We start from the raw sequence: 26,199 nt of genomic DNA on the forward strand, positions 1-26,199 counted from the left end.
TTCGCGCGCTGGCTCATGGTTTAAGCAGGTTCATCTGCCTGTTTTCACTTTGCGTGCTTATCCTGGAGACAGGTTGTTGGACTTCGTGTAGGGTTGCCCTCGAATGTAACCATTATTCGTCTTAGGGATAAGACGAAAAGTCTGAGAATCCGTAACTGTCTATGAGCTCTGTATCACCACCACGTGAATATTTTCTTGACTCCATCCGTGCCTGGCTAATGTTGTTAGGGATCCCATTCCATATTTCATTGATCTACTCCACCCACACCTGGCACGTGAACAGCGCAGAACCTTCGTGGTGGTTAACCCTTTTTAACGACTTTATCCACGCTTTTCGCATGCAGGTCTTCTTTGTCATTTCGGGTTATTTTTCCTACATGCTGTTTTTGCGCTATCCGTTAAAGCGCTGGTGGAAAGTGCGTGTAGAACGCGTGGGGATCCCTATGCTGACCGCGATTCCGCTGCTTACGCTGCCGCAATTTATCATGCTGCAATACGTGAAAGGGAAAGCAGACAGCTGGCATACCCTCAGCGGCTACGACAAATACAATGCGCTGGCCTGGGAGCTGATTTCCCATCTGTGGTTTTTACTGGTTCTGGTGGTGTTAACGACCCTGAGTATGTGGGTGTTTACCCAAATGAAAAACAGACTATCGCGTGGAGACGGTACCCCTGCATCGGGGGTGTCGATGACCAAATTAACGTTGATTTTTATATTGTTGGGTGTCGGCTATGCCGTCGTCAGAAGAACGATTTTCATCCTCTACCCTTCGATTCTCAGCGACGGCATGTTTAATTTTATCGTTATGCAAACGCTGTTCTATGTGCCTTTCTTTATGCTCGGCGCGCTGGCGTTTATCAATCCTAATCTGAAAGCACTGTTTACCACGCCATCGCGCGGCTGCACGCTAGGCGCCGCATTCGCATTTGTCGCATACCTGCTCAATCAACGTTACGGCAACGGCGATGCCTGGATGTATGAAACCGAATATGTCATTACCATGGTCATGGGGCTATGGATGGTAAACGTCGTCTTTTCGCTTGGCCACCGTTTACTGAATTTCCAGTCGGCTCGCGTGACCTATTTTGTCAACGCGTCGCTGTTCATCTATTTGGTGCACCACCCGTTAACGCTGTTTTTTGGCGCGTATATCACACCGCACATCAAGTCGAATCTGCTGGGTTTTCTCTGCGGCCTTCTTTTTGTGGTTGGAATTGCGGTCATACTGTACGAAATCCATTTACGGATCCCGGTGCTGAAGTTTCTCTTTTCGGGTAAACCGCCGATTAAGCAGGATAAAAACAAGGCGGTTGCCGGTTAGTTTTCTTGCATTGAATGGTTCAGAGCAGCCATTCAATGGGCAACACGGATGCAAGCCTCACCAGAACCCGCTTCCAGAATCCTGTAGCGGGTTCTTTTTTCAGTACCTGTTCGCTGCCAGAAAGCCGATCAACCCAGTTAATTCTGCCCCAACGGTCAAGACGTAGTTGCCAGGCCATATCACGCTGACTTTGCATAAAACGTTTATGAATCAACTCAGCCAGTACTTCACTCTCAATCACAAACCCCATTTCCGTATTGAGTAGCGTTGAACGGGGATCAAAATTAAGCGAGCCGATAAACACTTTACGACCGTCAATACTGAAGGTTTTCGCATGCAGGCTGGAGCCTGAATTACCGGTTAATCCCCGGTCGTGTACTGCTGAAACGCGATCGCGGGTCGGTTTGAGCTCGTATAACTCCACGCCGTAGCGCAAGAGTTTTTTTCGCCAACGCGCATAGCCCGCGTGAACGACTGCAACATCATTCGCCGCCAGAGAATTAGTTAAAATTGCGATCTTAACGCCTTTTCTCACCAGTCTCAGGAGCTGCGCCACACCGGCGCGAGTGGGTACAAAGTAGGCGGAAATAATATCAATACGCTCGGTGGGAGATCCCATCACGTCAAACAAACGCTGCGGTAATAGTGAGTGGCGCGGCGCTTTCCCCTCTCCTTTTGCAGGATCATCACTCAGTAAGCGCGTTTTCGCCCAAATTAGCGGCAGCGACCTCTGATCGAGATGGGTCACAAACTGGCTGGTTTCCAGCTTATGTAGATAGCGACGCGTGATGTCATCATTATACCAGGATTCAGGAAGTTCGATTTTTTGCGTAGAAGCAGGTTCTGCCACCTCAAGTACGTTTTGCAATGTTGAAACCGAGCGGCAGTGCCAGTAACGCTCAAAGTCGTCTGCAACATCCTGGACAACCGGCCCAATAGCCATAACGTCCAGATCGGAAAACAGTGGTTGTTCGCCTGCGCCAAAATAGGCATCGCCTATATTTCGCCCCCCCACAAGAGTTACGACGCCGTCAGCGGTATAACTTTTGTTGTGCATACGCCGATTCAACCGGGCAAAATCGGTTAAATAGCCCAGGGCACGCAGGATGCGAAAGGAAAAGGGATTAAACAGGCGAACTTCAATATTAGGGTGATTGTCCAGCAAACGCAGCGTGTCATCCAGACCTGGCGTGTTGTTATCATCCAGCAACAAACGCACCCGGACGCCCCGCTTCGCTGCGGTCAGCAAAACGGAAAATAACAATAGCCCGGACATGTCGCTTTCCCAGATGTAATACTGAACATCCAGGGTTCGTTCCGCCATTTCCGTCAACCGATAGCGAGCAGCAAACGCATCCAGGCTGTCATCCAACGTCAGAATGCCGCATTCTCCCGGGTGGTTTACGCATAGCGGCGTGATGGCACGCTCAAGTCGTGTCATATCAGTCCGTGCGTTCATCGCCTTGTTGGGTAAGGAATCTCTTGTATAGTCGAGCGTTTTCTTCATCAAAGCACACGAAGTATATTTGATCGGGAAGCGTACGCCGGGTGATAAATTTCAACACCGTTTTCACCGCGATCTCTGCTGCTGCAGCGCGTGGGTAACCATAAGCACCGGTGCTTATCGCTGGAAAAGCAATGGATTGATAACCATTGGCTAAGGCCAGTTGCAATGTATTTAGATAGGCCTCTTCAAGTCGTTCAGCCTCGTGGTGATCACCGCCTTGCCAGACGGGCCCTACGGTGTGAATAACTGCTTTTGCCGGAAGCGCGCCAGCCAGCGTGATAACGGCATGCCCGGTCGGGCATCCTCCCTGTTGTTGTATAACCTGTTTGCAGGCCTCCAACAACGCAGGCCCGGCAGCACGATGAATCGCGCCATCGACTCCACCTCCTCCCAGTAACGAGGAGTTGGCCGCATTGACGATCACATCTACCGCGATCGTCGTAATGTCGCCCTGTAACACATGAACACGCGATTGCATAAGTTCCCCCTGACAAAACACTCTCCGTTAAGTGTACAGCAGGGTTTTCCTTGAAATCTCATTTTTTAGCCATAAGCGTGCATACCTACGCCAGAATGATTCATTTATATTCAATATTCAGAATAGCCATGCTTTTCTGTTCATTGAGGTAATGCATTTTCACCGTGGCAATTTGTTGCACACTCTGAGGCGCTGTCGTGACCTGTTGCAGGTCGTAGAGACTATTACTCATCGTGCCATCACGCATACATGACAATTCAATCTGTTGTTGTCGAGTGTTAACGTCGCAAGGTGCTTCAACTATTGCACCATGAAAATGAATAACCCCGCCGGGTAAGATTTGCGTCGCCATTGCGGGGAGGGTTAAAAGAGAAAAAGCCCACAAACCGGTATTTAAAATACGCTTTAAGAATGTACACATAAGGGTTCCTCAATGATTAATCATCCTTGAGGGATCACAATGATCCTTCACCGCTGCGAGTTACGATCAAATAAAACGTTTGTTCGTTTCTATATTCATAGAACAGCACCGCACTCCCAGCCACACCCTTAATGCAAATCCGGCAAAAAATTATGGGTGACTGTTTGAGTCAGGCCATTGTTGCGACAGATGCAGAGACTGCCCGTCAGAAACGGTAACGATAATTTTAACCGAATCCTCCGGTGAAATATTAAAGCTCATTTTTGTTAATTCAATTGGCCGATTAGCAGGGACCGAAAGGCTTGTTTTCTGCTGTGACTGATTTTGTCCGCCCTTTCCTTTACGTACGGCAAGAACTTGCACTTCACATACGCACGGTTGAGCTAATGTCACCTGAGGAATAATGGTGTACATATCACCTTGCTGAGTTGTATTGAATGTTATTTGATTTGCCAACGCGGCAATGAGTAATAGCGTGTGCATAATATTCTCCCGAAAAAAAACAGGGCTTTCGCCCTGTTTATTATCAGTCAGAAAACTGAATTAGTGCTGGTTAGCTGTAGCATTGTTGCCATAACCAACCTGCTGAATCAGCACATTGGAGTCAGACGCTGTCTGATTAACCACAGCACCGTTACGACCACCGAACTGAGTTACGCTGATATCAGCATTTTTTGCATTCCACTGATTGATATCAGCACTGTTCTGGAAGCCGGTCTGTTTCAGGCTAATGGTACTGTCATCAGCACCTTGGCCGACGGTCGCACCGTTACCATGTCCGTGTTGTGTGATAGTCACGTCTGATTTACGTGCATCACTTTGCAGCGCATTCGCAACGTTACTAGAGCCAAATTGGTAAATACTCATTGAAGAGTCTGGGCCATAGTTGCTACCGCCACCATGATGATTACCGCCCCATTGCGGAACAACACCTGCCAGAGCACTGCCAGAAACTACGATTGCTGCGAATGCTGCCACTTTTAAAAGTTTCATGGTAAACCCCCATCGGATTGATTTAAACGTCGTTTATGGATTAGCGTTGAGTAACGCGAATTGCCATTTGCGACTGTCTCTGCACCACAACTGCTGTTTTTTGTGTACCGTACTGGGTAATATTGGCTTTATTACCAGAGCCTTTCTGGATAATCATCGCCGTATTACCGTAAGAGCTTTGTTTAATACTCGCATCATTAGAGCTACCCGTTTGATCAATATATGCAAAGTTATTTGATCCCGTCTGATCTGTTTTCGCCCGGTTACCTGAACCTTCTTGTGAAATGACCGACAATAACTTAGTGCCCTCCTGGCGAGTATTTGCACTATTAGCAGTACCAACCTGACCAATAATGGCTGCCTGATTAAATGAAGACTTACTTAATTCATTTACCGCAAAGTTATATTCTGAATTAGCTAAATCATAACTGGTTGCGGATGCAATCCCAGGCACACCCAGTATTGTAAACATCATAAATAACAACTTGTTTTTCATGTTGTCACCCTGGACCTGGTCGTACTTGAAGTTAAATTAATTACCACTCAAATTGTTGTTAACATGACTTACATTTGTTAACGCCACGTTACGATGAAGAGTATGTCCGTGGAAACATTTTAAATAACTCACCCGCGAGTGGTATTTTTATATCCGGATTCACACCAAAGTACTAATTAACAGTGAATAACATCGCTTCAGGTCTGGATTTTATTTTTATTTTGCTATCAGTAATGAATTTCTATGCAGTCACTGAGAAAGTGCATTTTGCACGATATCAGGGCCTCTCAGTACAACGTCGAGATAGACATCGGTACAAGTCGTGACAAAGGTCATTTTTTTCCATCTAAAATTGACCAACGTAAATTGAGACAAGGATTTTAGAATTCATTAGAAATTTAAAACTCAACAATTATTAATTAAATGACTTAAAATCAATGTGTTACTATAATTTGTATGATTTTTTAAATCTATGCAGCAAAGGTAAAATGTACAACTTTCCTATCAAATCTAAACTCTAATAAAACCATAAAATCATATTTTAATATATAATTTTACAAGTTGTTACATGTTTAACACTTGCTTTAAGATTTGTAATAGCTAGATTGAAATCAGTTGAAGTCCATTTGTTTTAATATTTTCACCCCTTTGGGTCGATATTTTATATCTACACAGCAGTGCAACATCTGTCAGTACTTCTGGTGCCTCTATTTTAGTAGAGACAGCTGTCAGGTGTGCGACTAAAAAGTGGAGTTTCATCATGTTTAATGAAGTCCATAGTATTCATGGTCATACATTATTGTTGATCACAAAACCTTCTTTGCAGGCAACTGCATTATTACAGCATTTAAAACAATCACTGGCACTCACCGGAAAACTGCATAATATTCAACGTTCTCTGGATGATATATCCTCCAGCTGCATTGTTTTACTGGATATGATGGAGGCAGATAAAAAACTGATCCATTACTGGCAAGATAATTTGAGTAGAAAAAACAACAATATAAAGACGTTATTGTTGAATACTCCTGATGATTACCCTTATCGGGATATCGAAAACTGGCCGCATATCAATGGTGTTTTTTACGCAACTGAAGACGAGCAGCGTGTTGTAAGCGGCTTGCAGGGTATCTTGCGCGGTGAATGTTACTTCACGCAAAAACTTGCCAGTTATCTGATCACGCACTCTGGAAATTATCGTTATAACAGCACGGAGTCGGCACTGCTGACGCACCGTGAAAAAGAGATCCTTAATAAATTGCGTATCGGCGCCTCAAATATTGAAATCGCTCGCTCACTGTTTATCAGTGAAAATACGGTAAAAACACATCTTTATAATCTTTTCAAAAAGATAGCTGTCAAAAATCGTACGCAGGCGGTCTCATGGGCCAATGATAACCTCAGGCGATAAAGCCATGAAACGCTATTTGACCTGGATTGTGGCAGCAAATTTATTCTTTGCTGCCGGGAGTCTGCACGCAGCGACAACCGTAGAGGTGGAGGTTCCCGGACTGTTAACTGACCACACTGTCTCTTCAATCGGTCATGATTTTTATCGGGCCTTTAGTGATAAGTGGGAAAGCGAGTACACAGGAAACTTAACCATTAATGAAAGACCCAGTGCGCGTTGGGGAAGTTGGATCACCATAACGGTCAATCAAGACGTTATCTTCCAGACTTTTTTATTCCCAACGAAAAGAGACTTCGACAAAATAGTTGTCTTCGCATTGGCAGAAACTGAAGAAGCATTAAATCGCCGGCAAATAGATCAAACACTATTAAGCACTAGCGATTTAGCGCGTGATGAATTCTAAAACATGATTTTGTCCGGAGGCTTTCATGCGTGTTAAACATGCAGTGGTTTTGCTCATGCTAATTTCACCATTAAGTTGGGCCGGAAACATGACGTTCCAGTTTCGCAACCCAAACTTTGGTGGCAACCCGAATAATGGTGCTTTTCTGTTGAACAGCGCCCAGGCCCAGAACTCATATAAAGATCCAAGCTATGACGATTACGGTATTGAAACCCCGTCAGCTCTGGATAACTTTACTCAGGCGATTCAGTCACAAATTCTCGGTGGCCTACTCACCAACATTAATACCGGTAAACCAGGAAGAATGGTGACCAATGATTTTATCATTGATATCGCCAACCGGGACGGACAACTGCAATTGAATGTCACCGACAGGAAATCGGGGAAAACTTCGACTATTGAAGTGTCGGGTTTACAAACACAGTCGACCGACTTCTAAGTTATAGCCACGAAAGGAAATAATCATGCAGCGTTTACTTATCATGGTGGCAGTAATTTTACTCAGCGGATGTTTAACAGCCCCGCCTCAAGAAGCCGCTAAGCCGACATTAATGCCCCGAGCCCAAAGCTATAAAGACTTGACGCATCTGCCTATGCCTACAGGTAAGATCTTTGTGTCGGTATACAACATTCAGGATGAGACTGGCCAATTTAAACCTTACCCGGCAAGTAACTTCTCAACCGCCGTCCCGCAAAGCGCCACGGCTATGCTTGTCACCGCATTGAAAGATTCTCGTTGGTTCGTCCCACTGGAACGTCAGGGGTTACAGAACTTGCTTAACGAACGCAAAATCATTCGTGCAGCTCAGGAAAACGGTACGGTTGCGATTAATAACCGGATCCCGCTACAGTCCCTGACCGCGGCAAACGTCATGGTGGAAGGGTCAATTATCGGTTATGAAAGCAACGTTAAATCCGGTGGTGTCGGTGCACGTTATTTTGGTATTGGCGCCGATACGCAATACCAGCTCGACCAGATAGCGGTAAACCTGCGCGTAGTTAACGTCAGCACCGGTGAGATCCTGTCGTCAGTGAATACCAGTAAAACCATTCTGTCTTATGAAGTACAGGCTGGGGTGTTCCGCTTTATTGACTACCAGCGTCTGTTGGAAGGTGAAATTGGTTACACCTCTAACGAACCGGTTATGCTTTGTCTGATGTCAGCGATTGAAACGGGCGTTATCTTCCTGATTAATGACGGCATCGATCGCGGATTGTGGGATTTGCAGGATAAGAAACAAGTTGATAATGACATTCTGGTTAAATACCGTCATATGTCGGTACCGCCAGAATCCTGATGGGTCTATACAGCATAAAAAGCGTGAGGAAATCCCTCACGCTTTTTTATTTACTGGTCAGCGTCGACGATATTCTATTTTCACGGCGAGATGCCAGCCACAGACCACTGTTTTTCATCGCATAGCCGAATACCAGACCCAGTGCCAATGACGGAACAACCAGTCGCCAGTCCCCCTGCCCTGCAAATGTTGCACATGCGCCAATGAACGTGCCCGGTACAAATGAAAGCAACCATTGCTTTGCCTGGATACACATCAGAAACGCGACAATTCCTGTCATGACATAACCAATAATGTCCATATGCGGAGCAAGCGCGCTACCGTTAATAATCACCAACGCCCACACCACACCGCTTAGCAGCGTACACGCCGAGATCCACAGTCCTTTTAACCCACCTTGCGGGCAGGCGAAATAAGCCGTACAACCCAGAAAGCCAGCCCAACTGAGTAAACCAAGAGAAACGGCCACCCATCCCCAGATCCCGGAGAGAATGCCCGTTGTGATTGCAATTGAGAGAAGTATGTTCATGCCGCGCATCTTAGCAGAAAAACGGCATGGAAATGAGATCGCGCACACAATTTATGCAAGCTTATAAATTGAGTTGCACTATTAAGTGATAAACATCACATTTATTCGTCTGTATCTTCCTGCAATTCGTCCCACATCGCACTAATGGCATCGCGTGTTAGCGGCGCCATGGTACGCCAGAACGGCGTGTTTGCGTGCGCTTCAACTTTACCAAGGAACGTACCGCACCAGGGCAGCAGGTATTCTACAAACAAAGTTTCAAGCGCTTCACTTTCATCTTCCGCAGACTGGTCTTCAAGCCAGGAAGCTGCCAGTAACAGCGTACCAATGTGATCTGCCGGTGTATCAGCCAGCGGCATGCCCCGGGCTGAAAGAAATGCACGAACATCGGATTCTTTCGCCCCTTCTACCCAGGCACTACGATAAGGCGGCACTGCACACTCGTCACCGACAAACAGCGCGTTGTAATCTGCAGCCAGCTGGGGCATATCGCAGCTCTTCTGTAAACGGGTGAGCAGTTCGTCCTGTTCCAGCGGCCAGTTGGCTGACAGTTTACCTTCACTAATCAGGGTAAACAGGGGAACCAGTAAAGGGTCCTGCGGTTGGCGGTAAAATAGCGAGCCCAGTACACGACACAGGATAGAAAACTCGTTCATTGATATATTCCAGTTAGTAACAATTACAGTTCAGCAAATTCCGCGATCGGCTCCATGCCTCGCGATTCCAGAAACGCCAATAGACGTTTAGGTGTGACGTTTAAAATTCTGTCTTCAGGGAAATTAACATCATCCAGGATTTTACGGCATTCGCCAAATTCTCCCAGCGTGAAAGCGGTATGTGAATCCGACCCTAACGCCACCCAGCCGCCGGCATCACGCACAGCCGCAGCAACCGCGCGACAATTATCCTCACTGCCCTTACGCGAATGCAAAAACGAAGAGTTATTGATTTCCAGTGCAACCTGGTACTTCGCCGCCGCCTGCGCAATTGCAGTAATATCAACGGGATACTTGGGATTTCCCGGATGGCTAATGATGTGCACATTGCCGCTGGCCATCGTGGCTATCATTGCCTGGGTGTTGGTGTCTTTATCGTGAGGTGCAAAAACCGGCTCATGGAAGCCCGCAATAATGAGGTCCAGGGAGGTAAACATCGGACCTGAACAGTCAATTTCACCTTCAATATTCTTAATATTGGCTTCTATTCCGCGCAGAATCCCCACGCCATCCACGACACGTGGCCAAATGCGCATATTGATAAAGTGCCAGTGGTGAGGCGCGTCCGCCATGTCCGGTCCATGATCGGTAATGGCAAACAGCTTGATGCCTTTGCGACGAGCTTCCGCGATGTAATCACTTAAGGTGCTGTAGGCGTGGGTGCTGGCGACGGTATGCATATGCAGGTCAACGGGATACATAACTCTCTCCTGTAGTCATTTTCCGTCAAGGATAGCAGGTATCGCCGCCATTAATACCCTAAAAATTCGAGTCGTAGGCAGGTGGCAAGGGAGTGATACCTGAATCACTTACTTATGTAAGTGATTCAGGTGAACAACCGTAGCCAACGCACATGCAGCTTGAAGTATGGCGGGTATTCTAGCTGAAACCCGGTACTTGCCGGGTTACCATCAATATCCCCGAACGCGATTGACCTGACCTGTTACGACTTGCCCGCTCTCCAGGTTCATAATCGTGCGGGAGATATAGTCCACCGCTTCTGCCGGACGGGTAACTGCGGCAATATGTGGCGTCATCGCCACACGCGGATGTTTCCATAATAGGCTGTTTTCTGGCAGCGGTTCACGGCTATAAACATCCAGCATGGCCCCCTTCACCTTGCCGCTGTCCAGCGATGCCAGAAGATCGTCTTCATTGAGATGAACACCGCGTGCAAGGTTCAGCACGTAGGCGCCATCCTGCAATTGGCTAAGTAAATCAGCGTTAATAATGCCTACGGTTTCTGCCGTATTAGGCAGGAGGTTGATCAGCACGCGAGTTTGACTCAAAAACGCGCCCAGTTCCTCAGTACCGGCGAAGCTTTCCACGCCAGACCAGGATTTACGCGTACGACTCCAGCAGCGCAGTGGGAATCCCCATGCTTGCAGGCTTTCGGCAACTTTTGCGCCCAATACCCCTGCCCCCATGATCCCGACGGTAAACTCCTCGCGAGTATATTCTGACAACGGTTGCCATTTCGCCTGATTTTTCAATGCCTGATAATCATCAAAGCGACGAAACCAGTGCAGCACCTGACTGACCGCATATTCCTGCATTTGCAGGCCCATACCCGTATCTTCCAGCCGGAAAAGCGGAATCGACGCATCCAACATTTCCGGATGAGCATTGAGTTTACTGAGAATAGAATCGACGCCCGCGCCCAGCGCAAATACGGCTTTTAATTTTCGTCCTGCGAGCATTTCAACCGGCGGATGCCAGACCAGCGCATAGTCAGCATGTGCATTATCACCCGCTTTCCACTCACGTACGTTCGCACCAGGTATTGCCTTTGCCAACGCATTAATCCACCAGGTCGTATCGAATGTTGGGTGATAGAAAATTATATCCATATTGTCTCCTGAACATTGTTGTGCGGAACTTTCTCGCACTTATTATCATCATTTTCCGAGGGAACATCAGAGTAGCAAATTTTAGGATGCTGGCAAAAAAAACAATTCCCGCTTATTTATGCTCCATGTTGCTTGAAGTTTGTGTAAATGCACATTTTTTTCAAAAAGTTGATTGACGGCGGGGCGGTGTTTCCCCTACATTAGCGCCCGTTCCGGTAGCACAGGGACAACAATATGGTGAGGTGTCCGAGTGGCTGAAGGAGCACGCCTGGAAAGTGTGTATACGGCAACGTATCGGGGGTTCGAATCCCCCCCTCACCGCCATATTTTAAGAAGAGCTCGTACGAAAGTACGGGCTTTTTTTTCGCATGTTGCACATCTGCGGGGGGATGAGAAGCCCCGACCGGGGTTCGACTACTGGCGCAGCCAGTTGGACAGACCGGGAGCGCAGCGAACGGGCTGCCCCGCAGGGGCGAGCAAAGCGAGTCAATCCCCCCCTCACCGCCATATTTTAAGAAGAGCTCGTACGAAAGTACGGGCTTTTTTTCGCATGTTGCACATCTGCGGGGGGATGAGAAGCCCCGACCGGTCATGTACTGGCGTCAAACAACAAAGCCCGGTTTCCCGGGCCTTGAAGACGGAGTACATATCAGTTGTAAGCGTTGAGCGTCCGCTGACAAAGCGCAGAGCGGACGCAATCGTCTTTATTGAAACGAACAATCCCTACCATCTCATCTTCTTCAAAACGGGCCAGCGCATCGCTAAGCCCTGAGCGAACATGAGCGGGTAGATCGCACTGGGTCACATCCCCATTCACAATTACCGTCACATTCTCCCCGAGGCGGGTCAAAAACATCTTCATTTGCGCCGCAGTGACGTTCTGAGCCTCGTCAAGAATGACCACTGCATTTTCAAATGTACGTCCACGCATATAGGCGAACGGCGCGATTTCCACCTTACCAATCTCAGGTCGCAGGCAATATTGCATGAAGGAGGCTCCCAGCCGTTTCACCAGCACGTCATACACGGGGCGAAAATAGGGAGCGAACTTCTCGGAAACATCTCCAGGTAAGAAGCCGAGGTCTTCATCAGCTTGCAGAACTGGACGGGTTACAATGATCCTGTCCACGTCTTTATGGATCAGGGCCTCTGCTGCTTTTGCCGCGCTGATCCAGGTTTTACCACACCCGGCTTCACCGGTGGCGAAGATCAGCTGTTTACTCTCGATAGCATTCAGGTAGTGCGCCTGAGCTTCATTCCGCGCCGTGATTGGCGTGGCGTCGCGACTGTCACGCGCCATACCAATCGCTTCTACGCCGCCCATCTGCACAAGCGAGGTGACCGATTCATCTTCACGTTGCTTATGGCTACGCGAATCCCGCCTCAGCACACGTTTTGCTTCACGACGAGCTTTGATCACTGCTTTTTGTCTTCCCATGGATAGCACCTTGAGTTGTAGGTATACATCACACGCGCCGTTGGCGGCACGATTATGCGCACGAACATCTGAGGGTTGGCTTCCTTGTAAGCCATTGCTTGCTTTCGGATAAGACGCCACACACGGCTACGCGCACCGCACAGGGCGTCAGTAACAAGGATAAGAAGTGAATGAGAGAGAGATTTAGCGGTGACGAGGTGGCTACCGGAAGAGAAACGTCCGCGTAAGGTACTGCTGTTACTGTGAAAAACGTGTCCAGTACAGGACTTTTCCATTCGCGATCTCCATAGTGAATGACTATCACCGCCGGGAACTACCGCTATTACTTATAAGTACATCATAACCTTTCGCTAATGCAACAATATTTTTACTTGTTGTTAACTTAAATTCTATCTTATCACCAGAAACAGTTTCTTACCCAGAGATGACAGAATTATTTCAGTCGCATACCGATCATAAAAAATAGTTTGTTCCTTCATCAAGATGTCAGGAAAAACCCCGCTGTACTGCGGGGCATAATCATCAGGCTTCGAGCAGAGACTGTCCCAGATAATTGTCTGCGGTTTTAACACCCGGCAAAGCAAAGAAATATCCCCCACCAATCGGTTTGACATACTCTTCGAGCGCTTCACCGTTCAGACGTTTCTGCACCGTCAAAAATCCTTTTTCCAGATCGTGTTGATAGCAAACAAACAACAGCCCCATATCCAGTTGACCGGAATTAGTCACACCGAGCGAATAACTGTAGCCACGACGCATCATCAGGCTCGAGTCGGTTTCTTTCGTGCGTGGGTTTGCCAGGCGGATATGGCTGTCGAGCGCAATCACTTCGCCTTCAGGATCGCTGGCATAGTCAGGCACATCATGCTCATGCTGCATACCCAGCGGCGCGCCGGTGTGTTTATCGCGACCAAAAATCGTTTGCTGCTCTTTCAGCGGCGTACGATCCCAGAACTCAACGCGGAACTGAATGAGCCTGACGGCCTGATAGCTTCCGCCTTGCGCCCAGTCAGGCTCGCCCTGCCCGTCCGTAACCCACACCACGTCTTGCATCAACTTCGCATCCGTAGCGTCCGGATTCGCGGTGCCGTCTTTAAAGCCAAGCAAATTGACCGGGGTCTCTTTGCCTTTACTACGTGCGGCGTGGTCGGAAATAAACCCTTCACGTTTCCAGCGCACGCTAAGGAGATCGGGTGTATGTTTAATGATATCGCGCAACGCGTGGATGACGGTGTCCTGGGTGTTGGCACAAATCTGCAGCAGCACATCGCCATGGCACAGCGCCGCATCCAGTGAATCATTCGGGAAACGGGTCATTTTTTGCAGCTTTTTCGGCATCTGCGATTTCAGGCCATAGCGTTCATCAAACAGCGAGGAGCCGACTGACAACGTCATCGTCAGGTTGTCTGGCGCAATGTATGCGCCGAGGATACCGGAATCCATAGGGGGGAGACGCGGATTCGGCGTATCCGGCGCCGGTCCACCGGTGGTCAGAAACGCAAACCGGCTGGTCAGCAACCGGAATAACCGCTCAAGATCGGCCTTATCGCTGGCGAGAACATCGAATGCCACCAGCATCATTGATGCCTGCTGCGGCGTCAGGATCCCCGCCTGATGCTGACCATAAAACGGCTGCGCTTCACTACGTGCATCCGGAGACAACGTGCCCGGCGCGCTTTGTGATTTTTGCGCGTGGGCAACCGGACACCCACCCGCCAGCGCCAGCGCCCCACCCAGGGCGCCCATCCCTTTCAGTAAACGTCGGCGTGACGGTTCGCTCACGCCGTTTTCATTATCTTGCTGCATAGTGCTTAATCCAGACCCAGAACACCGCGTAATTGCGACAAATCTTCCGCCAGCGTCGTGATTGGCCCTTTCAGTGCATTACGATCGGCATCAGTCAGTTTGTCATAGGTTTCAAAGCCGTCTTTGGTACGGTACTTGCTCAGAATGGTATCGACCTTTTTGAAGTTCGCATCCACCTTCGCAAGCAGTTCAGCATTGGATTTTTGCAACTGAGGACGCAGGAGATCGACAATTTTCTGCGCACCATCGACGTTGGCCTGGAAATCCCACAGATCGGTATGGCTATAGCGATCTTCTTCCCCACTGATTTTGCTGGCAGCAACTTCTTCAATCAGTCCTGCTGCCCCGCCAACAACTTTAGACGGTGGGAAAGCCAGCTCGCTAATACGCGTTTGCAGGTCAAGAACATCGCTGTTTAATTGGTCGGCGTACTTATCCATACCTTTGGTGGTATTGTCGCCAAACAGCGCTTTCTCCAGGCGGTGGAAGCCGGTGAATTTAGGATCGGCGGCTTTTTGCTCATAATCATCTTCACGTGCATCGATGCTGCCATCGAGATCGGAGAACAGTTCAGCAATCGGTTCAATACGCTCATAATGCTGACGGGTTGGCGCATACAGCGATTTCGCTTTTTCCAGATCGCCAGCTTTAATCGCATCGGTAAAGGCTTTGGTGCCCGCAACCAACTGCGCGGTTTCGGCTGTCACATAGGCTTTGTATTCGGTAATCGCGCCACTCAGACTCAGCAGAGCATCGCTTTGCACGGCATCCGCCGTTGCGCTACCTTTTACGATCAGTTTGCCTTTCGGGTTAGTCAACAGGCCGCAGGTCATATCATATTCGCCCGGCTGGAGGTTAGCGGTCATTTTCTGGCTAAAGCCCGGTGCAATGTTTTCGCGCTCGTCAACCACCATAACGCCTTTGAGGATCTCCCACTCCAGCGCTTTCTGGCTATGGTTCTGGATGATGAACTGCGTTTTCCCTGCATTAACCGTGATAGTCATCGGTTCACATTGTTTGTCGTTAACCGTGACTTTCACCTGCGGAATATCGGCAGCTTGTGCATTAAAAGCGGAGGCAAACAGCGCGGCGATACCTAGCTGCAGCGCACTACGGCGAAAATTAAACGTCATAACCTATCCCTATAAATAAGTATGTTGTAACTAAAAAGTATTCTGCATCGCGTTTTTATCAAGGTGCGGTACGCGATGCCGTAGTGCCTGAACGCGGCGGTAACGCAAACATAATCAACGCCGGAATCAGGTAGATAAACCAGACAGCGACTTCACTAACGCTTGGCGCTTCCTGATAGCCGAAAATGCCTTCCATCAATGTGCCAAACAGCGAATGCGTCGACAGCACGCTGCTCAGGTCAAACGCCACATCCTGAAAATGATTCCACAACCCAGCTTCGTGGAAAGCACGGATTGCCCCAGCAGCAAGACCGGCAGCCACCAGCAAAATGAACAGGCTGGTCCATTTGAAAAATGCCCCGAGATTGAGGCGAATGCCGCCGAGGTAAATCAGGTAACCCAGTACCACCGCGGTAGCCAGTCCCAGCATCGCGCCTAACGGCGGCCAGATACCTACATCCTGCTGGAATGCTGCCAGCAGGAAGAACACCGACTCCAGCCCTTCACGGGCAACAGCAAAAAAGACCATCATCACCAGCGCCCAGCCGTGATGGTTGCCACGCTGCAACGCGTTATCGACAGCCTGTTCAAGCTGGACTTTGACGTTGCGCGAAACTTTACGCATCCAGAACACCATCCAGGTGAGGATCACCACGGCAATGACCGCCACGATGCCTTCAAACAGCTCCTGTTCTTTTTGCGGAAATTCACCGGTGGTTTCGTTGATGAAAATCCCTAAAGCCAGGCATAACGCCGCCGCCAGCAGAACACCAATCCACATCACACCAATCCATCGACCACGCTGAGTCCGTTTCAGGTAGCTGGCAATCAGGCTGACAATCAGCGCGGCCTCTAACCCTTCGCGCAACATAATTAGAAATGGAACAAACATGCGAAGAACCCTTAAACGTTATTCTCAGTCAACTGATGAAAAGAAAAGTAAATTACAGTGATAGTGATTATCATTACAGGAAAGAAAAACTCAAGCAGAATGTTTTGAGAATGATGACTGAATGTAAAAGGTTAGGCAGGTAATGGTTATAGCAGGTTTACAACGGAAGCAATAAAAAAGCCCGCACGCGGCGGGCTTGAAGACAGAGGCAGATTATTCTGCCTGCAAACGCGATGGCGGAGCTGAGTGATAATGCGCATCAGCCTCGGCAAAACGTTGCTGCATAGCAGTTGAAGGCGCTTTACCCAACAGGCTGAAGACCACAATACCGATGCTGCCGAAAACAAAGCCCGGGATGATTTCATACAGACCCAACCAGGCAAACTGCTTCCAGACGATTACCGTCACCGCACCGATGATCATCCCTGCCAGCGCACCGTTGCGGGTCATACGCGACCACATTACCGAGAACAGAACCACCGGACCAAACGCCGCGCCGAAGCCCGCCCAGGCGTAGCTTACCAGACCCAGCACGCGGTTCTCCGGGTTCGCCGCCAGCGCGATAGACACCAGCGCCACGACCAGCACCATGATGCGGCCAATCCATACCAGCTCTTTCTGGCTGGCATTTTTACGCAGGAACGCTTTGTACAAATCTTCGGTGATTGCGCTGGAGCACACCAGCAGCTGGCAGCTCAAGGTCGACATAACCGCAGCGAGGATCGCAGACAGCAGAATACCAGCAATCCACGGGTTGAACAGGATTTGCGCCAGTTCAATAAACACGCGCTCGGCGTTCTGGTTAACAGCACCGGCAAGCTGTGGGTTGTTGTTAAAGTAAGCAATACCAAAGAAGCCCACGGCCACGGCACCTGCCAGGCACAGGATCATCCAGGTCATACTGATACGGCGAGCATGAACGATGCTATGGTGGGAATCTGCTGCCATAAAGCGCGCCAGAATATGCGGCTGGCCAAAGTAGCCCAGACCCCAGCCCATCAAAGAAATGATGGCAACAAAATTCAGCCCTTTGAACATGTCCACGTTCTCAATGCTCTTTTGTTTAATCACTTCCAGCGAATCTTCAAATCCACCCACGCCAATAATGACCATTACCGGCGTCAGGATCAGAGCAAAGATCATCAGGCTGGCCTGGACGGTATCGGTCCAGCTAACCGCCAGGAAACCACCAATAAAGGTATAAATGATCGTCGCGGCCGCCCCTGCCCACAGCGCTGTTTCATAGCTCATGCCAAAGGTGCTTTCAAACAGACGCGCCCCTGCCACAATCCCTGAAGCACAATAGATGGTGAAAAACAGCAAAATAACCAGCGCGGAGATAATACGCAAAATTCGGCTTTTATCTTCAAAGCGACCGGTAAAGTAATCCGGTAACGTCAGCGCATTGTTATTGTATTCGGTATGTACACGTAAACGTCCGGCCACCAGCTTCCAGTTGATCCATGCGCCCAAAATAAGGCCGATGGCGATCCAGCTTTCTGAAATCCCCGACAGGAAAATCGCGCCGGGCAACCCCATCAGCAACCAGCCGCTCATGTCAGATGCCCCGGCAGATAACGCGGTCACGAATGGACCCAGACTGCGTCCACCCAGAATGTAATCGTCAAAGTTTTTGGTTGAACGCCATGCAATAAACCCTATCAATATCATGCCGAAAATATAGACACAGAATGTCACTAACATCGGTGTGCTAATAGCCATCAAAACTCTCCAAAATTATGTATCAGCAATGCCGTGGCTTGCTGTTTTATTACCCTGCCGGAACGTGGCAAAGATATCTATGTTGACCAGGGCGACCGTATCCTGCCGGAAGCGATGGTTATTCACAATCGATTTAACACACCATTTACATCAAATTTGATCCAGAGTAGATAGCATTTTTCTGTAGGTTGCACTCTCTCACATTTTTTTCGGTTGCACCTTTTAAAAGTGTTAACTCCCGCAGAGAAAAAGATTCTGTAATTTTTACAGCCCACATCATAAGACTCATATTTATTAACATTTCATTCATTTCCAAGCTTGCAAACCAAGTCACATTTAACACGGTTGCACAAAGTTGCAACATAGTGGATATTTCTCGGTAACTATCAGACCCGTATTTCAGTACAACAGGAGTAAACGGCATGGGAACCACCACGATGGGGGTTAAACTGGATGACGCCACTCGCGAGCGTATTAAAACAGCAGCATCACGAATCGATCGCACGCCACATTGGCTGATCAAGCAAGCTATCTTTAATTATCTCGAAAGACTGGAAAATGACGACGCGCTTCCTGAACTGCCGGCCCTGCTGGCGGGTGCCGCGAATGAGGGTGAGGAGTCAACCACGCCGCAGAATGAAGTGCACCAGCCTTTCCTGGAATTTGCCGAACAGATCCTGCCGCAGTCTGTTTCCCGTGCAGCAATCACCGCCGCGTACCGCCGAGCCGAAACCGATGCCGTGCCAATGCTGATGGAGCAGGCTCGTCTGCCGCAACCCATCGCGGAGCAAGCACACAAGCTGGCGTACGATCTGGCTGACAAACTGCGTAACCAAAAGACCGCCAGCGGCCGCGCCGGGATGGTACAGGGTTTATTGCAGGAATTCTCACTTTCTTCGCAGGAAGGCGTCGCGCTGATGTGCCTGGCCGAAGCCCTGCTGCGTATTCCTGATAAGGCGACCCGCGATGCGTTAATCCGCGACAAAATCAGCAACGGCAACTGGCAGTCGCACATTGGACGCAGCCCGTCCCTGTTCGTCAACGCGGCGACCTGGGGGCTGTTGTTTACCGGTCGTCTGGTTTCTACGCATAATGAAGCCAGCCTTTCACGCTCACTCAACCGTATTATCGGCAAGAGCGGTGAACCACTGGTACGTAAAGGTGTCGACATGGCAATGCGCCTGATGGGCGAGCAGTTCGTCACCGGAGAGACTATCGCTGAAGCGCTGGCTAACGCCCGTAAACTGGAAGAAAAAGGTTTCCGCTACTCTTACGACATGCTGGGCGAAGCGGCTCTGACTGCCGCCGATGCCCAGGCTTATATGGTTTCGTACCAACAGGCAATCCACGCCATTGGTAAAGCCTCAAATGGTCGCGGCATCTATGAAGGGCCGGGCATTTCTATCAAGCTGTCAGCGCTGCATCCGCGTTATAGTCGCGCGCAGTATGACCGCGTGATGGATGAACTCTATCCGCGTCTGAAGTCGCTTACTCTGCTGGCCCGCCAGTACGACATCGGTATCAATATCGATGCTGAAGAGGCCGACCGACTGGAGATCTCCCTCGATCTGCTGGAAAAACTGTGCTTTGAACCTGAACTGGCGGGCTGGAACGGTATCGGCTTTGTTATTCAGGCCTACCAGAAGCGCTGCCCGTATGTTATCGACTACCTGATTGATCTCGCCACGCGCAGCCGCCGTCGCCTGATGATCCGTCTGGTTAAGGGCGCCTACTGGGATAGCGAAATCAAACGTGCGCAAATGGACGGTCTGGAAGGTTATCCGGTCTATACCCGTAAGGTCTACACCGACGTTTCCTATCTGGCCTGTGCGAAAAAACTGCTTGCGGTACCGAATCTGATCTACCCGCAGTTCGCCACCCACAACGCCCATACGCTGGCGGCGATTTATCAGTTGGCCGGTCAAAACTACTATCCTGGTCAGTACGAGTTCCAGTGCCTGCACGGTATGGGCGAACCGCTGTATGAGCAGGTCACCGGTAAAGTTGCCGATGGCAAACTGAACCGTCCATGCCGCATTTATGCACCGGTAGGCACGCATGAAACGCTGCTGGCATATCTGGTGCGTCGTCTGCTGGAAAACGGCGCCAACACTTCATTCGTCAATCGCATTGCAGACACTACCCTGCCGCTGGATGAACTGGTAGCCGATCCGGTCGAAGCCGTTGAAAAACTGGCACAGCAGGAAGGCCAGGCTGGTCTGCCACATCCGAAGATTGCCCTGCCGCGTGACCTGTACGGTAAAGGCCGCGAAAACTCAGGCGGGCTGGATTTAGCGAACGAACATCGTCTGGCCTCACTGTCCTCCGCCCTGCTCAACAGCGCGCTGCAAAAATGGCACGCTAAACCGATGCTCGAACATCCGGTTGCTGACGGTGAAATGACCCCAGTCGTCAACCCGGCCGAACCGAAAGACATTGTCGGTTACGTGCGTGAAGCAACCCACAGCGAAGTGGAACAGGCATTGCAGAACGCGGTAAATAACGCGCCGATCTGGTTCGCCACACCGCCACAAGAGCGCGCCGTTATTTTGCATCGCGCCGCCGTTCTGATGGAAGGCCAGATGCAGCAGTTAATTGGCATTCTGGTGCGCGAAGCAGGCAAAACCTTCAGCAACGCCATTGCGGAAGTACGCGAAGCGGTTGACTTCCTGCACTATTATGCCGGTCAGGTCCGCGATGACTTCGATAATGAAACCCATCGTCCGTTAGGGCCGGTGGTCTGTATCAGCCCGTGGAACTTCCCGCTGGCCATTTTCACCGGGCAGATTGCCGCTGCGCTGGCGGCGGGCAACAGCGTGTTGGCAAAACCCGCGGAACAAACTCCGCTGATTGCCGCCCAGGGTATTGCCATTTTACTCGAAGCAGGTGTGCCGCCAGGCGTGGTGCAACTGTTGCCTGGTCAAGGCGAAACGGTCGGGGCACAGCTCACTTCCGATGAGCGCGTACGCGGCGTCATGTTTACCGGCTCAACGGAAGTCGCCACGCTGTTGCAACGCAATATCGCGACCCGCCTCGATGCTCAGGGGCGCCCAATCCCGCTTATCGCCGAAACCGGCGGGATGAACGCCATGATCGTCGACTCTTCTGCGTTAACGGAACAGGTCGTGGTCGACGTTCTGGCTTCTGCCTTTGACAGCGCCGGACAGCGCTGCTCCGCGCTTCGCGTCCTGTGTCTGCAGGACGATGTCGCCGACCATACGCTGAAAATGCTGCGTGGCGCGATGGCGGAATGTCGCATGGGTAACCCGGGCCGTCTGACCACCGATATTGGACCGGTTATCGATGAAGAAGCCAAAGCCAATATTGAGCGCCATATTCAGGCCATGCGCGCTAAAGGGCGTCCGGTGTTCCAGGCCGTGCGCGAAAACAGCGACGATGCGCGTGAATGGCAAACCGGTACCTTTATCGCGCCGACGCTTATCGAGCTGGAAAGCTTCGACGAATTGCAAAAAGAGGTATTCGGTCCGGTACTGCACGTGGTGCGTTACACCCGCAACAATCTGGGCAGCCTGATTGAGCAAATTAATGCCTCCGGCTACGGCCTGACGCTGGGCGTGCACACCCGTATCGATGAAACCATCGCCCAGGTCACGGGTTCGGCACATGTGGGGAACCTGTACGTTAACCGCAATATGGTCGGCGCCGTCGTCGGAGTGCAGCCATTCGGTGGCGAAGGCTTGTCAGGAACCGGGCCAAAAGCGGGTGGACCGCTGTATCTGTACCGCCTGCTGGCAAACCGTCCGGAAAATGCGTTAGGCATTACCCTTGCCCGTCAGGATGCCGAATACCCGGTCGATGCACAGCTTAAAACGGCGCTCGTTCAGCCGCTGGAAGTACTCAGCGAATGGGCAACCGACCGTCCAGCACTGCGTGCACTCTGCCAGCAGTTTGGCGAACTGGCGCAGGCCGGAACGCAACGCCTGCTGCCAGGACCCACCGGCGAGCGCAATACCTGGACACTGTTGCCGCGCGAACGCGTGCTGTGTATCGCCGATGATGAACAGGACGCACTGGTACAAGTTGCCGCTGTAACTTCCGTTGGTAGCTTAATCCTGTGGCCAGATGATACGTTCCATCGCGACCTGGCAAAACGCCTGCCAACCGCGGTTACCGGGCGCATTCAGTTTGCCAAAGCGGACAACATCGCCACGCAGCCGTTTGATGCTGTAATTTTCCACGGCGATTCCGATCAGCTTCGCGCACTGTGTGAAGCAGTGGCGGCCCGCGAAGGGGCAATTGTGTCGGTCCAGGGCTTTGCCCGCGGCGAAAGCAATATCCTGCTGGAAAGGTTGTATATTGAGCGCTCCCTGAGCGTCAATACCGCCGCAGCCGGGGGGAACGCCAGCCTGATGACAATCGGCTAAGGTTGTGGTTAATTAAGGCTCCGGTAACGGGGCCTTTTTTTATGAAGCCAGAGGGAAGCATGAAACGAATTGTACTGACATGTGCAGCGCTGCTGCTGAGCGGCCAGGCGCTGGCGGACGACTGCGCCAACGCGAACACGCAGATTGAGATGAACACCTGTGCGGCAGAGCAGTATAAGGCGGCCGACGCCAAACTTAATGAAACGTATCAGAATGCGCTAAAGCGCGCCGCCCCAACCCAGCGCGATTTACTGAAAAAAGCGCAAATCTCCTGGATAACTTTGCGCGATGCGGACTGTGCGTTAATCAGTTCTGGCACCGAGGGCGGTAGCGTTCAGGCGATGATTTCCAGCCAGTGCCTGACGGATAAGACCAACGAGCGCGAAGCGTTTCTCGCCTCGCTCTTGCAGTGTGAAGAAGGCGATTTAAGCTGCCCGTTACCACCGGCCAGTTAACGCACGCGGATCCCTTCAATAATCATCCGCTGTACGCTCTCCACCGTTTGGTTAAAAAAGGCTTCATCACGCAGCGTTGCGCCCGTCACCGCCTCTACCTGTGGGGCAAAGTCGGCGTAGTGCTGAGTTGAAGCCCAAATCATAAAAATCAGATGATGCGGATCGACCGGAGCCAGTTTTCCGCTTTTGATCCAACCGGCAATCAGCGCAGATTTCTCATCAATTAGCGTTTTGAGATCCCCCTCCAGTTCAGCCATCAATAAAGGCGCGCCGGCCAGCATCTCCATACAAAACAACCGTGAGGCCTGAGGGTAATCGCGCGACACTTCCAGCTTAAGGCGAATGTATTCTTTAATGGCCACCAGCGGTGCAAAGTCTTCGCGAAAAGCTTTCAATGGAGCTAGCCAGATGTCGAGGATCTGCCGTAAAACGGCGATATAAAGCACCTCTTTTGACGGGTAGTAATAAAGTAAATTGGTTTTTGACACGCCCGCCTGCTCTGCCACCTGCTCCAGGCGAGTGCCGTGGATCCCATATTGGGAGAAGATATTTAATGCCGCGGTTAAGATGGCCTGGCGTTTTGCACTGACGGCCTGCGAGCGCTTACCTGTTTTTTTCTCTGCGCGTTGGACCATGCGCCCTCTCCTTCTTGTGAGGGCGTCAGCATACCAAATCACGCGGTGAATGGTTAAATTAAAGCGATTCCGGCGGCGCCTCTTGTCCAAGCGCTTTTTTCTTTTTGAACTTCAGCTCGCTGACCAGTACGCCAACAATAATGAATGCCGCACCAAGCAATGCAAGTAGCGGTAAACGTTCACCCGCCAGACGGCCAAAGATCCCCGCCCACACCGGCTCACCAGTATAAATAACCGTTGCGCGCGTCGGCGAAACGCTGCGCTGCGCCCAGTTCATGGTGACCTGAATAATCGCGCTAAAAATCCCCAGCCCCAGCGCCACCACCAGCAATCCCGTAGACATTGGCGGCACGGTCTCTCCGGCCGGTCCCATCGCCATAAATGCGACTATCGAAGCGGTTGCCAGTTGCACTACCGTTACCCGACGTACATCCACTTTTCCCGCCCACGCGCTAATCAGGATAATTTCTGCCGCAATCGCCACCGCGCCGGCGAGCGTGATCCACTCGCCTTCGCCTAAAGCCAGTAAATTGCCTCCCGGTCCGGCAAGAAAAATCAATCCGATAAAGGCCAGCACAATGCCGACGCACGGCATCAGGCCAGGCATGCGCCCCAGGCATAGCCATTGTAAAAGCGGCACCAACGGTACGTACATCGCGGTAATAAACGCCGATTTACTGCTGGGAATAAACTGTAGCCCCCAGGTTTGCAGGCTATAGCCCAGCGCAATTGAGATACCGATTGCAACCCCAGCTTTGACTTCCAGCCACGTCAGCTTATGCAATGTGTGTAACGACAAAAGCGCGACCGCCAGCGCGGCAGTGGCAAAACGCACACCGACAAAGAAAAAAGGCCCGCTCAGGGTAACGGCATATTGCACTGCCAAAAATGTGCCCCCCCAGAACATGGTGATCACAATGAGGATCGCTTCCTGAGGTTTAACAGAGAAGGAATAACGAGAAAGTAATGACATGAGACACCCGATTAACTGAATGTCATTAGTCTGCGTTGCGTTTTGTTACAGTTCAACCTTGCAGACAAAAAAAACCGCCGGAAGGACCCGGCGGCGGTGGCTACGTAACGTCTGTCTCTGATACTCAGCCGTCACGACATATCTGACAGATAGCCCGACAATTACGATTTGTTGTTGCCGTGGCTATTTTTGCCCCCTTTTTTGCCTGCCTCTGAAGCGCGTTGCGGGTCATTCTTAAAGTTGCCCCCGCTGTGCTGGCCACCTTTTCGACCTGCTTCTGATGCTCTTTCGCGGTCTTCCGCAAAGTTGCCGGAACCGCCCCGATGGTTTGCCATTACTGACCTCCGTCATTGATTAGACATCATATTGCATAGGTACTGAGGAGTGATACCTCACGCAGCGTTACGGGCGATGCCCTGAAAATAACTGCGTGGGATTAAGCATAGTGAAGCGTGGACCGGGAAGACGCTAACTGTAATATCCTGCAACAGGATCAAGAGTGGCAAAGAAATAATCACCCCAAGAAATCAATAAGTCTTTCTTATGACTACCGAATTCTACCCGGTTAAATATGTATCATTTTGCTACAAAGCAGGTTGTTATAAAAATTGTTATAAATCAAAGAAGTGATTGTGAAATTTGCACTCCTGACAGTACGTCATATCTTTAAAGGTAGGTAGCGAGTCGCTACGGACACGGTTAACTCGAGGAGTAGTGTAAAATGGCAAAAGTTCTGGTGCTTTATTATTCCATGTACGGACACATTGAAACTATGGCCCATGCAGTCGCAGAAGGCGCAAATAAGGTAGATGGCGCGGAAGTGATTATTAAGCGCGTACCAGAGACCATGCAGCCTGAGATTTTCCTTAAGGCTGGCGGCAAAACACAAAACGCACCAGTCGCAACCCCGCAAGAACTGGCTGATTACGACGCCATCATTTTTGGTACCCCCACGCGCTTTGGCAATATGTCCGGTCAGATGCGTACCTTCCTCGACCAGACTGGCGGGCTGTGGGCCTCTGGCGGCCTGTACGGCAAACTCGCCAGCGTATTCAGCTCAACGGGAACCGGCGGCGGTCAGGAACAAACCATTACATCCACCTGGACTACGCTTGCCCACCATGGGATGGTGATTGTGCCTATCGGTTACGCGGCGCAAGAGCTGTTTGATGTCTCTCAAGTTCGCGGCGGTACCCCTTACGGTGCAACCACCATTGCCGGAGGCGACGGCTCCCGCCAGCCAAGTCAGGAAGAATTATCTATCGCCCGCTATCAGGGTGAATATGTCGCAGGTCTGGCAGTAAAACTCAACGGCTAATCTTCAACAGGAGGATTC

Annotated in this window: 28 protein-coding genes and 1 tRNA gene; 9 read left to right on the top strand and 20 right to left on the bottom strand. The window is 50.5% G+C overall.

Features of this window, described 5'->3' with window-relative positions; genetic code table 11:
• Window positions 1-161 precede the first annotated feature (161 nt).
• Complete coding sequence (gene mdoC / locus OGY72_RS16860) at window positions 162-1,322, top strand: glucans biosynthesis protein MdoC (protein ID WP_063941873.1); 1,161 nt, start codon at window positions 162-164, stop codon at window positions 1,320-1,322.
• A gap of 19 nt (window positions 1,323-1,341) precedes the next feature.
• On the opposite strand, the gene OGY72_RS16865 is transcribed toward mdoC, so the two are convergent.
• The 6 genes from OGY72_RS16865 to csgB form a co-directional block, all read right to left on the bottom strand.
• A complete protein-coding gene (locus OGY72_RS16865) occupies window positions 1,342-2,832 on the bottom strand; it encodes a phospholipase D family protein (RefSeq protein WP_286548419.1) in 1,491 nt (496 codons plus the stop codon).
• The gene (ymdB, locus tag OGY72_RS16870; protein ID WP_286548421.1) at window positions 2,765-3,307 is read right to left on the bottom strand and encodes an O-acetyl-ADP-ribose deacetylase; all 543 of its coding nucleotides are present in this window, start codon (window positions 3,305-3,307) and stop codon (window positions 2,765-2,767) included. The genes OGY72_RS16865 and ymdB overlap by 68 nt, the downstream gene beginning before the upstream one ends.
• A gap of 100 nt (window positions 3,308-3,407) precedes the next feature.
• Window positions 3,408-3,728, bottom strand: a complete 321-nt coding sequence (locus OGY72_RS16875) for a YmdA family protein (RefSeq protein ID WP_126318520.1) — start codon at window positions 3,726-3,728, stop codon at window positions 3,408-3,410.
• Between the two features lie 150 nt (window positions 3,729-3,878).
• Window positions 3,879-4,211, bottom strand: coding sequence for a curli assembly chaperone CsgC (gene csgC, locus OGY72_RS16880; RefSeq protein ID WP_286548423.1), 333 nt, complete (start codon window positions 4,209-4,211; stop codon window positions 3,879-3,881).
• 60 nt (window positions 4,212-4,271) lie between these two features.
• Window positions 4,272-4,721, bottom strand: coding sequence for a curli major subunit CsgA (gene csgA, locus OGY72_RS16885; RefSeq protein ID WP_008784338.1), 450 nt, complete (start codon window positions 4,719-4,721; stop codon window positions 4,272-4,274).
• A gap of 40 nt (window positions 4,722-4,761) precedes the next feature.
• Window positions 4,762-5,217: a curli minor subunit CsgB gene (csgB, locus tag OGY72_RS16890; RefSeq protein WP_032941802.1), complete on the bottom strand. Its 456-nt coding sequence runs from the start codon at window positions 5,215-5,217 to the stop codon at window positions 4,762-4,764.
• 760 nt (window positions 5,218-5,977) lie between these two features.
• Between csgB and csgD the strand changes: the two genes are divergently transcribed.
• Genes csgD through csgG form a run of 4 tightly spaced genes read left to right on the top strand, consistent with a single transcriptional unit; the run spans window position 5,978 to window position 8,329 of the window.
• Window positions 5,978-6,628, top strand: coding sequence for a biofilm master transcriptional regulator CsgD (csgD, locus tag OGY72_RS16895; protein ID WP_003832092.1), 651 nt, complete (start codon window positions 5,978-5,980; stop codon window positions 6,626-6,628).
• A gap of 4 nt (window positions 6,629-6,632) precedes the next feature.
• Window positions 6,633-7,031 (top strand): curli production assembly/transport protein CsgE, encoded by a 399-nt coding sequence (gene csgE / locus OGY72_RS16900; RefSeq protein ID WP_003832091.1) that lies wholly within the window; start codon window positions 6,633-6,635, stop codon window positions 7,029-7,031.
• A 25-nt stretch (window positions 7,032-7,056) separates the two neighbouring features.
• Entirely contained in the window at window positions 7,057-7,470 is a 414-nt protein-coding gene (csgF, locus tag OGY72_RS16905; protein ID WP_003832089.1) for a curli production assembly/transport protein CsgF, read from the top strand.
• 25 nt (window positions 7,471-7,495) lie between these two features.
• On the top strand, window positions 7,496-8,329 hold the full coding sequence (csgG, locus tag OGY72_RS16910) for a curli production assembly/transport protein CsgG (RefSeq protein WP_003036082.1): 834 nt from the start codon (window positions 7,496-7,498) through the stop codon (window positions 8,327-8,329).
• A 46-nt stretch (window positions 8,330-8,375) separates the two neighbouring features.
• On the opposite strand, the gene OGY72_RS16915 is transcribed toward csgG, so the two are convergent.
• The 4 genes from OGY72_RS16915 to ghrA all read right to left on the bottom strand — a co-directional run bounded on the left by OGY72_RS16915 (window position 8,376) and on the right by ghrA (window position 11,424).
• Window positions 8,376-8,858, bottom strand: a complete 483-nt coding sequence (locus tag OGY72_RS16915) for a DUF1097 domain-containing protein (RefSeq protein WP_032934412.1) — start codon at window positions 8,856-8,858, stop codon at window positions 8,376-8,378.
• A gap of 101 nt (window positions 8,859-8,959) precedes the next feature.
• The gene (locus tag OGY72_RS16920) at window positions 8,960-9,514 is read right to left on the bottom strand and encodes a TorD/DmsD family molecular chaperone (protein ID WP_079937992.1); all 555 of its coding nucleotides are present in this window, start codon (window positions 9,512-9,514) and stop codon (window positions 8,960-8,962) included.
• Window positions 9,515-9,537: 23 nt separating this feature from the next.
• Window positions 9,538-10,275 carry a phosphatase gene (locus OGY72_RS16925; protein WP_079937993.1) on the bottom strand — a complete coding sequence of 246 codons (738 nt, stop codon included), beginning with the start codon at window positions 10,273-10,275 and terminating at the stop codon, window positions 9,538-9,540.
• 210 nt (window positions 10,276-10,485) lie between these two features.
• The gene (gene ghrA, locus OGY72_RS16930; RefSeq protein WP_286548426.1) at window positions 10,486-11,424 is read right to left on the bottom strand and encodes a glyoxylate/hydroxypyruvate reductase GhrA; all 939 of its coding nucleotides are present in this window, start codon (window positions 11,422-11,424) and stop codon (window positions 10,486-10,488) included.
• Window positions 11,425-11,660: 236 nt separating this feature from the next.
• Between ghrA and OGY72_RS16935 the strand changes: the two genes are divergently transcribed.
• Window positions 11,661-11,748: transfer RNA gene (locus OGY72_RS16935), tRNA-Ser, on the top strand.
• A 325-nt stretch (window positions 11,749-12,073) separates the two neighbouring features.
• Here OGY72_RS16935 and phoH read toward each other — a convergent pair.
• From phoH to OGY72_RS16970, 7 genes are all read right to left on the bottom strand, one after another.
• A complete protein-coding gene (gene phoH / locus OGY72_RS16940; protein ID WP_006685183.1) occupies window positions 12,074-12,862 on the bottom strand; it encodes a phosphate starvation-inducible protein PhoH in 789 nt (262 codons plus the stop codon).
• Complete coding sequence (locus OGY72_RS16945; RefSeq protein ID WP_188048023.1) at window positions 12,841-13,137, bottom strand: hypothetical protein; 297 nt, start codon at window positions 13,135-13,137, stop codon at window positions 12,841-12,843. Before OGY72_RS16945 ends, phoH begins: the two co-directional genes overlap by 22 nt.
• Window positions 13,138-13,384: 247 nt before the next feature.
• Window positions 13,385-14,668 carry an iron uptake transporter deferrochelatase/peroxidase subunit gene (efeB, locus tag OGY72_RS16950; RefSeq protein ID WP_003832075.1) on the bottom strand — a complete coding sequence of 428 codons (1,284 nt, stop codon included), beginning with the start codon at window positions 14,666-14,668 and terminating at the stop codon, window positions 13,385-13,387.
• Between the two features lie 5 nt (window positions 14,669-14,673).
• On the bottom strand, window positions 14,674-15,801 hold the full coding sequence (efeO, locus tag OGY72_RS16955) for an iron uptake system protein EfeO (protein WP_286548427.1): 1,128 nt from the start codon (window positions 15,799-15,801) through the stop codon (window positions 14,674-14,676).
• Window positions 15,802-15,859: 58 nt separating this feature from the next.
• Window positions 15,860-16,693: an iron uptake transporter permease EfeU gene (efeU, locus tag OGY72_RS16960; RefSeq protein WP_003036041.1), complete on the bottom strand. Its 834-nt coding sequence runs from the start codon at window positions 16,691-16,693 to the stop codon at window positions 15,860-15,862.
• Window positions 16,694-16,906: 213 nt separating this feature from the next.
• On the bottom strand, window positions 16,907-18,415 hold the full coding sequence (gene putP, locus OGY72_RS16965) for a sodium/proline symporter PutP (protein WP_032936247.1): 1,509 nt from the start codon (window positions 18,413-18,415) through the stop codon (window positions 16,907-16,909).
• 145 nt (window positions 18,416-18,560) lie between these two features.
• Window positions 18,561-18,839, bottom strand: a complete 279-nt coding sequence (locus OGY72_RS16970; RefSeq protein ID WP_286548428.1) for a hypothetical protein — start codon at window positions 18,837-18,839, stop codon at window positions 18,561-18,563.
• On the opposite strand from OGY72_RS16970, the gene putA reads away from it, so the two are divergent.
• Both putA and OGY72_RS16980 read left to right on the top strand, forming a co-directional pair.
• Complete coding sequence (gene putA, locus OGY72_RS16975) at window positions 18,838-22,800, top strand: trifunctional transcriptional regulator/proline dehydrogenase/L-glutamate gamma-semialdehyde dehydrogenase (RefSeq protein ID WP_286548429.1); 3,963 nt, start codon at window positions 18,838-18,840, stop codon at window positions 22,798-22,800. The two genes, OGY72_RS16970 and putA, sit on opposite strands and share 2 nt — an antisense overlap.
• A 59-nt stretch (window positions 22,801-22,859) precedes the next feature.
• Window positions 22,860-23,255: a lysozyme inhibitor LprI family protein gene (locus OGY72_RS16980; protein WP_032936250.1), complete on the top strand. Its 396-nt coding sequence runs from the start codon at window positions 22,860-22,862 to the stop codon at window positions 23,253-23,255.
• Here the strand turns inward: OGY72_RS16980 and rutR are convergent.
• From rutR to OGY72_RS16995, 3 genes are all read right to left on the bottom strand, one after another.
• Complete coding sequence (gene rutR / locus OGY72_RS16985) at window positions 23,252-23,890, bottom strand: HTH-type transcriptional regulator RutR (protein WP_003036026.1); 639 nt, start codon at window positions 23,888-23,890, stop codon at window positions 23,252-23,254. The two genes, OGY72_RS16980 and rutR, sit on opposite strands and share 4 nt — an antisense overlap.
• Window positions 23,891-23,948: 58 nt before the next feature.
• Window positions 23,949-24,863 (bottom strand): DMT family transporter, encoded by a 915-nt coding sequence (locus OGY72_RS16990; RefSeq protein WP_126318526.1) that lies wholly within the window; start codon window positions 24,861-24,863, stop codon window positions 23,949-23,951.
• A 161-nt stretch (window positions 24,864-25,024) separates the two neighbouring features.
• Window positions 25,025-25,198 (bottom strand): con-10 family general stress protein, encoded by a 174-nt coding sequence (locus OGY72_RS16995; protein WP_003036022.1) that lies wholly within the window; start codon window positions 25,196-25,198, stop codon window positions 25,025-25,027.
• A gap of 386 nt (window positions 25,199-25,584) precedes the next feature.
• On the opposite strand from OGY72_RS16995, the gene wrbA reads away from it, so the two are divergent.
• On the top strand, window positions 25,585-26,181 hold the full coding sequence (wrbA, locus tag OGY72_RS17000; protein ID WP_003832057.1) for an NAD(P)H:quinone oxidoreductase: 597 nt from the start codon (window positions 25,585-25,587) through the stop codon (window positions 26,179-26,181).
• The last annotated feature ends 18 nt before the right edge of the window (window positions 26,182-26,199 follow it).

Origin of the sequence: Citrobacter sp. Cpo221 (assembly GCF_030332345.1) — a bacterium.
Taxonomy (GTDB): domain Bacteria; phylum Pseudomonadota; class Gammaproteobacteria; order Enterobacterales; family Enterobacteriaceae; genus Citrobacter; species Citrobacter portucalensis.